The sequence below is a fragment of the Micromonospora sp. RTGN7 genome, assembly GCF_033804645.1.
In the GTDB taxonomy this organism is placed as follows: domain Bacteria; phylum Actinomycetota; class Actinomycetes; order Mycobacteriales; family Micromonosporaceae; genus Micromonospora.
Genome location: NZ_JAPZLF010000001.1, coordinates 128473 through 141092, shown reverse-complemented (window position 1 = coordinate 141092; position 12620 = coordinate 128473). Strand labels below are relative to the sequence as shown.

The 12620-nt window shown below is 73.7% G+C and carries 7 protein-coding genes; 5 read left to right on the top strand and 2 right to left on the bottom strand.

Annotation, left to right across the window (positions count from 1 at the left end):
• Positions 1-4 precede the first annotated feature (4 nt).
• Positions 5-2755 (bottom strand): class III lanthionine synthetase LanKC, encoded by a 2751-nt coding sequence (gene lanKC / locus SNR22_RS00640; protein WP_320064227.1) that lies wholly within the window; start codon positions 2753-2755, stop codon positions 5-7.
• Positions 2756-3008: 253 nt separating this feature from the next.
• Positions 3009-4646: a glucose-6-phosphate isomerase gene (pgi, locus tag SNR22_RS00635; RefSeq protein WP_320064225.1), complete on the bottom strand. Its 1638-nt coding sequence runs from the start codon at positions 4644-4646 to the stop codon at positions 3009-3011.
• 355 nt (positions 4647-5001) lie between these two features.
• On the opposite strand from pgi, the gene SNR22_RS00630 reads away from it, so the two are divergent.
• The 5 genes from SNR22_RS00630 (at position 5002) to SNR22_RS00610 (ending at position 12393) form a co-directional block, all read left to right on the top strand.
• Positions 5002-5508 (top strand): hypothetical protein, encoded by a 507-nt coding sequence (locus SNR22_RS00630; protein ID WP_413775566.1) that lies wholly within the window; start codon positions 5002-5004, stop codon positions 5506-5508.
• Positions 5508-6926 (top strand): hypothetical protein, encoded by a 1419-nt coding sequence (locus SNR22_RS00625; protein WP_320064223.1) that lies wholly within the window; start codon positions 5508-5510, stop codon positions 6924-6926. The genes SNR22_RS00630 and SNR22_RS00625 overlap by 1 nt, the downstream gene beginning before the upstream one ends.
• Positions 6923-8284 (top strand): VWA domain-containing protein, encoded by a 1362-nt coding sequence (locus SNR22_RS00620; protein ID WP_320064222.1) that lies wholly within the window; start codon positions 6923-6925, stop codon positions 8282-8284. Before SNR22_RS00625 ends, SNR22_RS00620 begins: the two co-directional genes overlap by 4 nt.
• 12 nt (positions 8285-8296) lie before the next feature.
• Positions 8297-9406, top strand: coding sequence for an AAA family ATPase (locus tag SNR22_RS00615; RefSeq protein ID WP_320064221.1), 1110 nt, complete (start codon positions 8297-8299; stop codon positions 9404-9406).
• 140 nt (positions 9407-9546) lie between these two features.
• Positions 9547-12393: a DUF5682 family protein gene (locus SNR22_RS00610; protein WP_320064935.1), complete on the top strand. Its 2847-nt coding sequence runs from the start codon at positions 9547-9549 to the stop codon at positions 12391-12393.
• Positions 12394-12620 lie beyond the last annotated feature (227 nt).

Here is a 12620-nt window from a genome sequence, read left to right as displayed (position 1 = left end):
GTGCTCACTTCCTTTCATCGTGGTGGTGGTGTTCCCCCTCGCCGTGGCGAGGAAGTCTCGGTGCGCCGGACAGCGGCGCGAGGAAGGGCAGTGCCACCGGCTCGTCGTGCCGCGCCGTGGCCAGCGCGAGCAGCACGCCGGCGGTGCCGGTGCCCAGGTCCATGGAGAGCCGCAGGAGCTGCTCGCCGGGGAAGGCGGTCCCGCCGCCGTACGGCAGGGCGTGCCAGGCGAGCCGGCGCAGCTGCGCAGCCAGCTCGCGACGCGCCTCGGGCTCGTCGGTCAGGGTGGCCAGGTACGCGATGATTCCGGCCCGGCCGGCGAAGAGGCCCGACTGGGCGTAGAACGGGGACCGGGCGGCCCGCCGCACCCCGGCGCTCGCCTCGGCGAAGCGCTCGTCGGCGTGATGGCGCAGGTACTGGTCGAGCACCAGGCCGATGCCGACGCTGCCCTGACCGAGGTAGGGCATGGTCCGCCAGCCCTCGTTGACCTCCAGTGCCCCGTTCGGGCGGACCACGCACCGGCGCAGGTCCTGCCGCAGGGCGGTGGCGGCGTGCTCCAGCAGGGCCGGGTCGCCGGTCAGCTCGTGCAGTCGCACCAGCAGCAGCGCCGCTCCGGTGCGGCCGCGCAGCAGCCCCGCGTACGGGTTCCGGCCGCCGCTGATGTCCGGGCCGGGGTCGTCGGCGAGCCGGTCGACGACAGCCTCGGTGACCTCGCGGGCGGCGTCGCGTAGCCCGGTCTCCCCGGTGCGTGCGGCCAGCTCGGCGAGGTTCAAGGCGATCCCCGACAGCCCGCTGGCCAGGCTCAGGTCCAGCTCGGTCCAGGGTTGGCGTAGGCAGATGTCGAGTACGTCGAGGGCGTCGGACCGGCGGCCCAGGTGCTCCAGCGCGTACGCCACCCCGTGCAGGCCGTCGTAGAAGCCGAGCCGGGTGCCGGAGGCGGGGGCGGTGGCCCGTCGTACCAGCCACTGCTCGTGTTCCGGCCAGCGGCCCGCGCCGCTGACGGCCAGGGCGTGCAGGACCCCGGCGGCACCGTGGGCGAGGTTGAGCCCGCCGGTGTGGAACTGCGCGATGTCGCCGGGGAAGAGCCGGTCGTCGCGGGCCGGGGTGGCGCTGGCGAGGATCGCCGTGGAGAGCCGCCGGCGCACGTCGGGCCAGTCACCGTCCAGGTCGTACCGGCGTGCCGGCGCGGTTGGCGAGCCGGTGGTTCCGGAGCCGGTGATCACGGAGGCGGTGGCCCCGGAGCCGGTGGTTCCGGAGCCGGTCGGGCGGTCGGACGTGGCGGCGGTGATCTCGGCGACCGCTTCGGCCAGCCACTCGCGGGGGACCGGGAAGCTCTCGGCGATCACGTCGGCCAGGTGCCCGGCCTTGTCCGGGGCGATCCGGACGAGTTGGGTCAGCGGAAGGAACAGGGCCAGGCGCAGGCAGGCCAGGGCGTACCGGTCGACCGCCGGACCGGTCCGGTCGTTCGGCGCGGCGAACCCCTGGTTGCGCAGCCCGGGCCGGCGGTGCCCCTCGATCGGCGCGGTGACCTCGAAGTCGACCAGCGCCACCCGGTCGTCCGGGCGGACCATGATGTTGAACAGGTGCAGGTCGCCGTAGACCAGGCCGCGCTCGTGGATCGCGGTGACGATCGCCTCGACCTGCGTCAGGACGTCGCGCGCCCAGTCGGCGTACGCCGCCCGGTCGGCCTCGGTGGCGTCGGCGTCGATCAGCGGGTACCGGTCGACGACGACCTTGTTCAGCGCGCGACCCTCGATGAACTCCAGGGCCAGGAAACGGTGCTCGCCGAGGGTGAACTCGTCGTGCACGGCGGGCACCTGGGGCAGGTCGGCGAGCCGGCGTAGCGCGGTCGCCTCCTGTGCCAGCCGGGTCACCGCGTCGGTGCCGTCGGCGTCGAGTCCGGCGTGCGGGCGGGCCTCCTTGAGCACCACCTCGGTGTCGGTGCGCAGGTCCCGGCCCACGTACAGGCCGCCGCCGTTGGAGAAGTGGATGACCTTCTCGATCTTGTACGGCACCTCGGTGGTGCTGGTGGCGCTGCGGGCGGCCAGGTGCGGGGCGAGGAAGTCCGGCAGGGTGACCCACTCCGGCAGGTGGAACACCGGGTCGCGGCGGTCGGGCACCAGGGTACCGGTGCCGTCGGCGATGGCCGGGACGACCTGCCCGTCAGGGGAGAGGCAGTAGCGGCGGGCGAAGCCGCCGTAGCGCACGTGCACCGGGCCGGCGCCGTAGCGCAGGTCGCTGAGGATGTACGGCCCGTCCTCGCCGGCGAGCAGCGTGTCGAGCTCCTTGCAGGCCAGCTCCAGCTCGGCGGCGTCTCGCGGGTAGATGGTGACGAACTTGCCGCTGGCCGACCGGGAGGCGTACTTGGAGTTGCGCAGCAGCAGGGTGCGGGGGCCACGCAGGAACTTGAACGACAGCCCACGCGGCACGCAGTAGCCCCACACCGCGTCGAGCACCCGCTCGGCGTTGGCCAGGGTGGCCGACACATGGATCTTCCAGCCCTGCTGCGGCAGCGAGCCGCCCTCCGGGGCGTGGATGAGCCAGTCGTCGAGTGACTCGCGGCGCCAGCCCTCAGGCACCTGCCGCTCCGCCCCGCCGAAGGCTGCCTGCGCGACTGCGCTGCCGAGCGAGTCGTAGAAGAGCCGGTCAGCGGCGCAGTAGTTGTCGTAGCGCTCGTCCACCGTGGCCCCCTCCGCGATCTCGGCCGGTTCCGTTTCCCGGCGATGTGTCGAGTCTCGTTGGAGGGACTGCTCCATCCCAGTGCACTAAGTCACGAACCCGAATGCGTGTTACACGGGTCGCGGTGACAAAAGTCAGGGTCGGGCCGTGTGTGCTGGGACGATCGGGTGGGCTGGGACGACGTGGGTGCTGCGAAAAGACTGAGCCGGGGGGGGGGGGGGGGGGGGGGGGGGGGGGGGGGGGCGGGGGTGGGGCTCCCCAACCGCCGCCGCCCGCCCGGGGGGGGGCCCGCCCCCCGGCTCAGTGCGGGCGCGGTAGGGGTGGTGCGGCTCAGCCGGCGGCGTGCCGCTGGGCCCGGTAACGGGCGATCAGGGCCCGGGTCGACGAGTCCAGCCCGGACAGGTCGGCCTCGTTCCCGGTGAGCAGCGGCGCGAGCTGGTTGGCCAGCACCTTGCCCAGCTCCACACCCCACTGGTCGAACGGGTTGATGTCCCAGATCGCGCCCTCGGTGAACACGATGTGCTCGTAGAGCGCGATGAGCTGGCCCAGCACGGCCGGGGTCAGCTCGGCGGCGGTGATCGAGGTGGTCGGGTGGTTGCCCGGCATCACCTTGTGCGGCGCCAGCTCGGCCGGGGTGCCGTCGGCCTCGACCTGCTCGAGGGTCCGGCCGAAGGCCAGCGCGGCGGTCTGCGCGAAGAAGTTCGACATGAACAGGTCGTGCATGTCGTCCAGGTCGTGCCGGGGTCGGCTGAACCCGATGAAGTCCGCCGGCACCAGCCGGGTGCCCTGGTGGATGAGCTGGTAGAAGGCGTGCTGACCGTTGGTGCCCGGCTCGCCCCAGTAGATCTCCCCGGTGTCGTACGAGACCCGGGTGCCGTCGAGGGTCACCGACTTGCCGTTGCTCTCCATGGTGAGCTGCTGGAGGTACGCCGGGAACCGGTGCAGGTACTGCGAGTACGGGAGCACCGCGTGGGTCTGCGCGCCCAGGAAGTTCGTGTACCAGACGTTGAGCAGGCCGAGCAGCGCCGGCACGTTGCGCTCCACCGGCGTGGTCCGGAAGTGCTCGTCGACGGCGTGGTACCCGGCGAGCAGCTCACCGAAGCGCGCCGGCCCGACCGCCAGCATCACCGACAGCCCGACGGCCGAGGGCAGCGAGTACCGCCCGCCCACCCAGTCCCAGAAGCCGAACATGTTCTCCGGGTCGATGCCGAAGTCCCGTACCCGATCGGCGTTGGTGCTCACCGCGACGAAGTGCCGGGCCACGGCCGAGTCGTCGCCGCCGAGGCCGCCCAGCAGCCAGTCGCGCGCCTGCCGGGCGTTGGCCAGGGTCTCCTGGGTGGAGAACGTCTTCGACACCACCACGAACAGGGTGCTCGCCGGATCCAGGTCGGCGGTGGCCTCGGCGATGTCGGTGGGGTCGATGTTCGAGACGAACCGGCAGGAGATCCCGGCGTCCCGGTACGCCTTCAGCGCCTCGTACGCCATCACCGGCCCCAGGTCGGAGCCGCCGATGCCGATGTTGACCACGGTGCGGATCCGCTCGCCGGTGTGCCCGACCCATTCGCCGGAGCGGACCCGGTCGGCGAACGCCGCCATCCGGTCCAGCACCGCGTGCACGTCGGCCACCACGTCCCGGCCGTCCACGCTCAGCGCGGCGTCCCGGGGCTGGCGCAGGGCGGTGTGCAGCACCGCCCGGCCCTCGGTGGCGTTGATCCGCGCGCCGGAGAACATCGCGGCGATCCGGTCGGTCAGCCCGGCCCGCCGCGCCAGGGCGGCGAGCAGGGCCAGCGTCTCGTCGGTGACGAGGTTCTTACTCCAGTCGACGTGCAGGTCCGCCACCTCGCCGGCGAGCCGTTCACCCCGCTGCGGGTCGGCGTCGAACAGCTCACGCAGGTGCTGGTCGCGCACCTTCTCCGCGTGCGCCGCCAGCGCCCGCCACTCGTCGGTGGTGATGATCTCCTCGGCCATTCCCGGCTCTCCTCCCGCACCTGCTCAACCCTTGCGCGGCCGTAACCGTACTGGGTGGGCCCGGCCGCCCGGGCCAGACTGCCACCAGGCGGGACATGTCGCACCCCGGCGCGCTCAGGCCACCCGGACGATGCTCCCGCATCGGCGGGCCGACCCCTGCTGGACGGATCGGCCGGCGGTGGGTACCGCCGACTGATCGTGTCGTACCCGTGGTGCAAGATCGGAATCCGGACGGGCGTCCTGGTGAGGCTCGGTTCCGCGCGGGTCGTCGTGCCCGTTGTCCCTTGTGGTGCGTCGGCCTCGCCGTCGGCGCGGAGTCGGCGCGCCCACCGGCGCACCGGGTACGGAGGTCGTAGTGCTGGAGACGGAGCACGTCCCGTGGGAGCGGCGCAGCCTCGCGTCGGTGCTGCCCGCGGTGCGTCCCCGCAAGCTGGCGAAGGTCCCCTTCGTCGAGCTGGCGGACGGCCGCTTGCAGGGGGTGGTGTCCAGCGGGTCCGACATCGATCGGGTGTATGTCTCCTCGATCGCCGCCGGCAGCCACGGGTTCAACTGCTCCACCAACAACAACCGGCCCTGCGGCGGGCTGCGCGGCGCGCCCTGCAAGCACCTGCACGCCCTGCTCGACGAGGCGGTCCTCCAGTACGGCGTCGCGCGCGTCAGCCGGTACCTGCGCGTCGACGTGACCGACGGGGCGCAGACCGGCGCCGACCTGCTCCGCAGGCTCGACGGCCACCACGAACCCACCCCGGCGGCGGTGGTGTTCAGCCGGTTCCTGCGCCACCTGAGCTACCTGGAGCTCCCGGCGGCCGACGGGCCGCTGCCCGAGCTGCACTGGTTCCCGGCGACCGGGGCGGTCCGCTGATGCGCGGGGCCCAGCTCACCGCGCTGGTCAATGCCGCACCGGCGGGCGTCAACGCCGCCCTCGCCCTGGTGGACGGCCTCGACGACGCCCTGGTGGCCGGCCTGGCCCGGCCCGGTGAGGCGCAGGTCGCCGCGCTCGGCGGGCTCGCCGCCGCGCTGGCCGGCACCCCGCTGGGCGACCGGGTCGCCGAGGCGGTCGCGAAGGTCACCGCCGGATCGCCGGGCGACGAGCACCTGGCCGCCCTGGCCGGGGCGCGCACCGCCCTGCTCGGCGCGGCGCACGACGCCCTACTCGCTGGGGCCGACGCCGCCGGCGGCCGGGAGCGCGCGGCGCAGCCCGCGCCGGCGGCCGGGCCGCTACCGGCCGGGGCCGCCGCCCCGCTCCCCGCGGCCCGGTCCTGGCTGACCGAGCTGGCCATCATCGGCTGGCGCGGCGTCAACCACGACCTGGTGGCGGCCGGCGGCCGACCGGTCGAGGCGGCCCTCGCCGTCCCGGCGCTGCGCCGGCTCGCCGTTCTTCTCGACGGCCTGGCCGGCGAGTTGGCCGCGTCCTGCCCGGTGGCCACCATGGCGGCGGTGCCGGCCCGGCGGTGGGCCGACCTGTGGGCCCGCGCCGTGCTGCTCGCCCAGGAGACGACCGGCGTCGGCGACCCGTCCGCCGCGGGCGTCGAGCGGGTCTCCGGCCGGCTGCTGGTGCTCGGCATCGACGTGCACGAGCACGCCACCGCCGTCCAGGTCCAGGCGCACGGCGTCCTCGAACCGTCCGGCGGGGGGCCGGCGCGGCTGGTCCGCACCGCCGTCGCGGCCACCAAGGTCGACACGATCGTCGGCCCGGCGCTGTGGCGGCTGCTCGCCGACCACCCGGTCCTGCTGGCCGCGCTGGCCGAGCGCCGCGGCCTGGAGGTGACCGACCTGCCGCTGGCCGGCGGCGACCTGTGGTGGCGCGACGGCCAGGCCCGCGCCGGGGAGCCGGCCGACCCGTTCGCCACCGCCCGGGTGCTGCTGCCCGCCGCGCTGGCCGCGCCGGTGCCGCCGCTGGACCGGCACCCCGTCGCCATCGCCGAGCCGGTGCTGCTGGAGGGGTACGCCGTCGACACCGGCGACGACGGGGCCGTCCGGTTCACCGTCGACGGGGCGAGCGTCGCGGTCGCCGTCGATCGACTGCCGACCTGCGGCCCACTCACCCCCGCCCTGGTCGCCGCCTCGACGGCCTGCCTGGGCCTGCTGCGCTGGGACGCCGGCCAATGGACGGTGCAGCCGCTGGCCGTGCAGGCCAGGGTCAAGCGGGCCACCGTCGCCGCGCACAACGGTGACTGGGCGCAGGGCCCCACCGACGCGAAGGTAGCCAAGGCCGAGGCGAAGGCCGGCGACTCCGTCGCCGTGCTCCGGGAACGCGCGGGACGGCTGCTGCGCCGATGACCACGACCCCCGAGGCGCCCGGAGACGCGCACGTGAACGCCGATGCCAACCGCCGACAGGTGCTCTACTGGCGGCTGCTGGCCCAGCTCTTCGACCCCGAGGAGCAGCCGTCCCTGGAGGCGGCCAGCGTCGCCGTCGTCGACGACCTCGGTCTGCCGGCCGCGCTGCTGGACCCGTCGGTCTCCGTGGACAACGTGGTACAGCGCTTTCCCGACCTCGCCGCCGAGCTGGACGGGCTGCTCACCGCCGACCGACCGGCGGGCGACGAGCCGGCCCCGGCGGGGGAGGCCGAGGTGCGGCGGGCCGCGCTGGTGTCCAAGCTGCTGCTCAACGTCTTCGCCACCGGCGGGGGCAGCGTCAGCGCCACCCAGCTCGCCCGGTGGCAGTCCGACGCTGGCTGGTTCGAGCGGGCGCTCGGCTGGGAGCCGGGTGAGCTGCGCCGGCAGGCCGGTGCCGCCGGCGGCACCGGCCTGGGCGGGGTGCTGGCCGGCCTGGAGGGCGACCTGGTGCGCCGGATGCACCTGCGCGAGGTGCTGGCCGACCCGAAGCTGGCCGCGAAGCTCACCCCGAGCATGTCGCTGATCGAGCAACTGCTGCGGGACAAGTCGAACCTCTCCGGGGTGGCGCTGGTTAACGCGAAGGCGCTGATCCGCCGGTACGTCGACGAGGTCGCCGAGGTGCTGCGGACCCAGGTCGAGCAGACCAGCGTGGGCACCATCGACCGGTCGGTGCCGCCGAAACGGGTGTTCCGCAACCTCGACCTCGACCGCACGATCTGGAAGAACCTCACCAACTGGAGCCCGGAGGACCAGCGCCTCTACGTCGACCGGCTCTTCTACCGGCAGACCGCTCGGCGCACCACCCCGGCCCGGCTGATCGTGGTGGTCGACCAGTCCGGTTCGATGGTCGACTCGATGGTCAACTGCACCATCCTGGCGTCCATCTTCGCCGGGCTGCCCAAGGTCGACGTGCACCTCATCGCGTACGACACCCGGGCGCTGGACCTGACCCCGTGGGTGCACGACCCTTTCGAGGTGCTGCTGCGCACCAAGCTGGGTGGCGGCAACGACGGCCCGGTGGCGATGGCCCTGGCCCGGCCGAAGATCACCGAGCCGCGCAACACCGTGCTGGTCTGGATCTCGGACTTCTACGAGTTCGACCGCTCGCAGCCGCTCTTCGACGGCATCGAGGCGGTGCACCGCTCCGGGGTGAAGTTCATTCCGGTCGGCTCGGTCAACAGCTCCGGCACCCAGATCGTCAACCCCTGGTTCCGCCAGCGCTTCAAGGATCTGGGCACTCCGGTCATCTCCGGCCACATCCGCAAACTCGTCTTCGAGCTCAAGAACTTCCTCACCTAGGAGACCCCTGACATGTCCGAGATGTTGCGCGCCCCCGTCGAGGTCAAGTTCGCCGAGGAACTGGCCTGGCTGGAGTCGGTCGACACCGACCCGAAGCCGTTCTCCTGGCGGCTGAGCCCCCGCATGGTGCGGCTGTTCGTGCTCGGCTCCGAACGGGCCGACGGGCTCGACCGGGAGGTCGCCCAGAAGTGGTTCGGCGACCGCAGCTTCGTCGAGCGAGCCATCGTCACCCTCGCCTCCGACCGGGGCCTGCTGCTCATCGGCGACCCGGGCACCGGCAAGAGCTGGCTGGCCGAGCTGCTCTCCGCCGCGGTCTGCGGCAACTCCACCCTCGTCGTGCAGGGCACCGCCGGCACCACCGAGGACCACATCAAGTACTCCTGGAACGTCTCCATGGTCATCGCCAAGGGGCAGTCCCGGCAGTCGATGATCCCCTCGCCGATCATGACCGCGATGGAGCAGGGGGTGATCGGCCGGTTCGAGGAGCTGACCCGCTCCACCAGCGACGTGCAGGACGCGCTGATCTCCATCCTGTCCGAGAAGTACGTCTCCATCCCCGAGCTGGACGAGGACAACATCGTCTTCGCCAAGCCCGGCTTCTCCATCATCGCCACCGCCAACAGCCGGGACCGGGGCGTCAACGACCTGTCCTCGGCGCTGAAGCGGCGGTTCAACTTCGTCCGCATCCCGGTGGTGACCAACAAGCGCAGCGAGGCGGAGATCGTCCGGTTCCGCACCGAGGAGTTGCTGCGCCGGCACCGCATCGAGCTGGACGTCCCGCCGACCCTGCTGGACATCCTGCTGCAGAGCTTCGCCGACCTGCGGGCCGCCGCCGCGTCGGCCACCAGCGACGACGAGAAGCTGGAGTCGGCGCTGTCCACCGCCGAGCAGATCGGCGTGCTGGAGGATGCGATCCTGCACAGCCAGTTCTTCGGCGACCGCACGCTGCGCGCGGAGACCCTCGCCGGTTCGCTGGTCGGCTCGCTGGCCCGGCGTAGCCCGGAGGACCTGGCGATCCTCAACAAATACCTGCACGGCGTCGTGGAGCCCCGGGCCAAGGCCGACGGCTCGTGGGAGGGCTTCCTCGCCGGAGGCCGCCAGGCGATCGCCAACCTGTCGTGAGCGGCCCGACGACCGCGCCGCCCGGCGCGACCCCACCACCGCCCCCCGGCGAGATCCCATCGGGCGGCTCGTCGGCCGACGTCGTCCGGCCCGCCGGGGACCGGTCCCCGACCGCCGCCGCGTCCGGTGCGTTCCGGGGACTGCGCGAGCAGCTCACCGACGCCGCCGCGGCCTTCGCCGGCAGCCCGGACGCGCTCGCCGACATCCTCACCGGTCTGGTCGACGACGTCGACCGGGCGCTCGGCGAGCGGCTGGAGATCTTCCCGGTCTGCCACCACTCGCCGGCGTCCGCGCTGGCCATGGCCCGACGACTACGCGCCAAGCGGCCGAAGGTGGTCTACCTGGAGCTCTGTGAGGACCTGCAACCCCTGCTGGGGGAGCTGCGCAACTGCCGGCTGCCGGTGGCGGTGCAGGCGTTCGCCTCCAAGCTGGACGGTTTCCCCGCCGACTGGGCACCGCTGAGCGTCGTCGCGCCGATCACCGAGGCGTCGGCGGAGTACCAGGCGATCGCGTACGCGCTGGAGACCCCCGGCGTCGAGCTGGTGCTGGTGGACCGCTCGGTCGACCACGTCTTCCAGTGGTCGCCCCGCGACCCGGCCGAGGGCCAGGGCGGGACGGACGGCCCGGCCGGCGGGTCGACGGGGGAGACGGCGGCGGCCCACGAGGAGGAGACAGCGCTGCACGGCGACGCCGTCGGTGTGGAGATCGGTGACCTGCGGCCCCGCTTCGCCGAGCTGGAGACGTACCTGCTGCACCACGGCAAGGTGCGGCACTGGTCGGAGTGGTGGGACCAGTACGTCGAGCAACCCTTGGTCGGCGCCGACCACGCGACGTACCGGCAGGTGATGGTGTTGATCGGCAGCCTGTTCCGGCGGTTGCGCCCGGCCGACGCGGCCCGGCACGACTCCGACGAGGAGCGCGAGCGCTACATGTGGACCCGGATGCGGGAGCACCTGGCCGCCTCCGGCACCGACCCGGCCGACTGCCTGTACGTCTGCGGCGCGTTCCACGCCGCCAGCCCCGTCGCGCAGTTCGGCACCGGCCCCGACGCGGCGGCGTACGAGATCAGCCCGCGCACCGGCACCCGCTGGCTCTACGGGCTGATCCCGTCCAGCCATTCGGCCATCGAGGCGCAGTTCGGGCTCGCGTCCGGCTCGGTCTCCATCGCCGCCGCCACCTGGGCCAAGGCGCTGTCCCGCTCCGGGGTGAAGCCGTTCCGGCTCGCCGGCCAGGCTGGCGGCAAGTCGGGCAAGGGCCGGGCCCGCAAGGCCGCCGTCGCGGTGGCGGTCGCCGAGGAGCCGGTCACCGACCGGCTGTCGGGGTTCCTGGCCCGGCCGCCGGTCCTCGACGACCTCGACGAGGCGGAACTGCGCGGCTGGTGCGTGGACATCGTCCGGCTGGCCCGGCGCAACGGGTACCTGGCCAGCACCGCCGACGCGATCGCCGTCTTCGAGACGTCGATCCTGCTCGCCGGGCTGCGCAACCGGGCCCGCCCCACCCCGTACGACTTCGCTGACGCGGCGGTGACCTGCATCGAGAAGGACGTGGTGCCGGGCCGGCGGGACGTCCGGCGGCTCTGCGAGATCCTGCTCGGCGGCGACCGGATTGGTCAGGTCGGCTACGACGCCCTGCCGCCGCTGGCCCGCGATGTGCTCGACCGGCTCACCCCGCTCGGGCTGGACCTGGACAAGCGCACCATCGCGCGGGCCCTGCTGGACCTCCAGGGCCAGCCGGCCCTGGCCGGCTGCTCCGACCTGCTGTGGCGGCTTCGTCACCTGCTGCCCCCCGACGCGGTCCGCCCGATCATGGGTGAGCGCCGGCTGGGGGAGCGGTCGACGCAGGAGAGCTGGGACCTGGCGCTGGGCCGGCACCAGCGTTCGCTGATCGAGCTGGGCTACGAGGGCGTCACCGTCGAGCAGGTCCTCGAGCAGCGGCTGCGCCGCCGGGCCTGGAGCCCACGGGCCACCGCGGCGGTCGCCCTGGAGGCGGTCGAGGACGCGATCCTGCTGCTCGACGGCCGTCGCCTCGTCAACGAGTTGGGCGCCCGCGCCGTGGAGCTGCTCGCCGCCGAGCGGACCGTCGACGAGGCCCCCGAGGTGCTGCGCCGCATCCGCCGGCTACTGGTTCACTACCGGGCCACCGAGCCGGACCTGCCGGCCTGGTGCGCGGCGTTCGTCACCACCGGGTACGCGCACTACTGCACCCTGCTGCCCACCGCCTTCGTCGACCCGGAGGCGGGGGTGCGGCAGGTGGCGGCGATGCTCGGCTTCCTCTGCGGCATGGAGAGCCTCGCGCTGGCGCTCGGCTGCGACCGGGCGCAGCTCGAACTGGCCGTGCGGCAGTCCCGGCCGGAGGCCCCGGCCCGGGTGGCGCTGCACTGGGCCGCCCAGCACCAGCTCGGCCTGCTGCCCCTGGCCGAGCTGCGGGCCCGAGCCGTGGAGTTGCTGGACAACCCGCTGGTGGTGCCGGCGTTCCCGCATTACCTCAGCGGGTTCGTGCAGGCTCTGGAGCCGGTGCCCGGGCTGGCACCGTTCGTGGTGGAGGTGATCTCCACGGCGTTCGCCCGGCTGCCCGACCCGGTGCTGCTGCCCTGGCTGCCGACGCTGATCACCACCCTGCGCGAGCAGGCGGGCGAGCTGGTGCCGACCCTGGTCCGCGAGGCCGGCCGGACGTTTCCCGCCGCCCTGCCCGCCCTGGACGCCTGGGTGCCGCCCTGGGCGGCCCGACCGGCGGCGCCGCCCAGCGCCGCGCCGATCGCCGCCCCGGGTGGCCCGGTGATCGACCTGCTCGTCAGCCACCCGGCCACCTGCGACGCCGTGGCGGCCCTGCTCGGCTGCGCCGGCGAGTGGCGGATCGGCGCGTCGGGGCCGGGGCAGGACTCGTCGGCCGGGCTCGGCACGGCGGCCGATCCGGAGGTGGCCGCCCTGCTCGCCGCCCATCCGGCCACCGCGTCCGCGGTCGAGGCCCTGCTCGCCCCGGTCGGCTGACCGGCCCTGGCCACGGCGGCTGGCCCGGTCACGTCGGTCGTCCCGGCTCCGCCGGCCGGGTCGAGCGCGTGACCGGGGATCGGGGGATCGGGGGATCGGTGCGGGAGTATGACCTTAATGGATGTTGACCAGCCGATCGACGCATGTCAGTGTTTGCTTCCCTGGAACGAACGTCGGCGTCCCCGGACACCGTCGGACCCCGTCCGCCCACCCCTGCGGACGGGGTC

Bases quoted from the DNA above. Each gene is read 5' to 3' on its own strand.
- lanKC (WP_320064227.1), bottom strand. From the start codon at position 2,755: ATGGAGCAGTCCCTCCAACGAGACTCGACACATCGCCGGGAAACGGAA.
- pgi (WP_320064225.1), bottom strand. From the start codon at position 4,646: ATGGCCGAGGAGATCATCACCACCGACGAGTGGCGGGCGCTGGCGGCG.
- SNR22_RS00625 (WP_320064223.1), top strand. From the start codon at position 5,508: ATGCGCGGGGCCCAGCTCACCGCGCTGGTCAATGCCGCACCGGCGGGC.
- SNR22_RS00620 (WP_320064222.1), top strand. From the start codon at position 6,923: ATGACCACGACCCCCGAGGCGCCCGGAGACGCGCACGTGAACGCCGAT.
- SNR22_RS00615 (WP_320064221.1), top strand. From the start codon at position 8,297: ATGTCCGAGATGTTGCGCGCCCCCGTCGAGGTCAAGTTCGCCGAGGAA.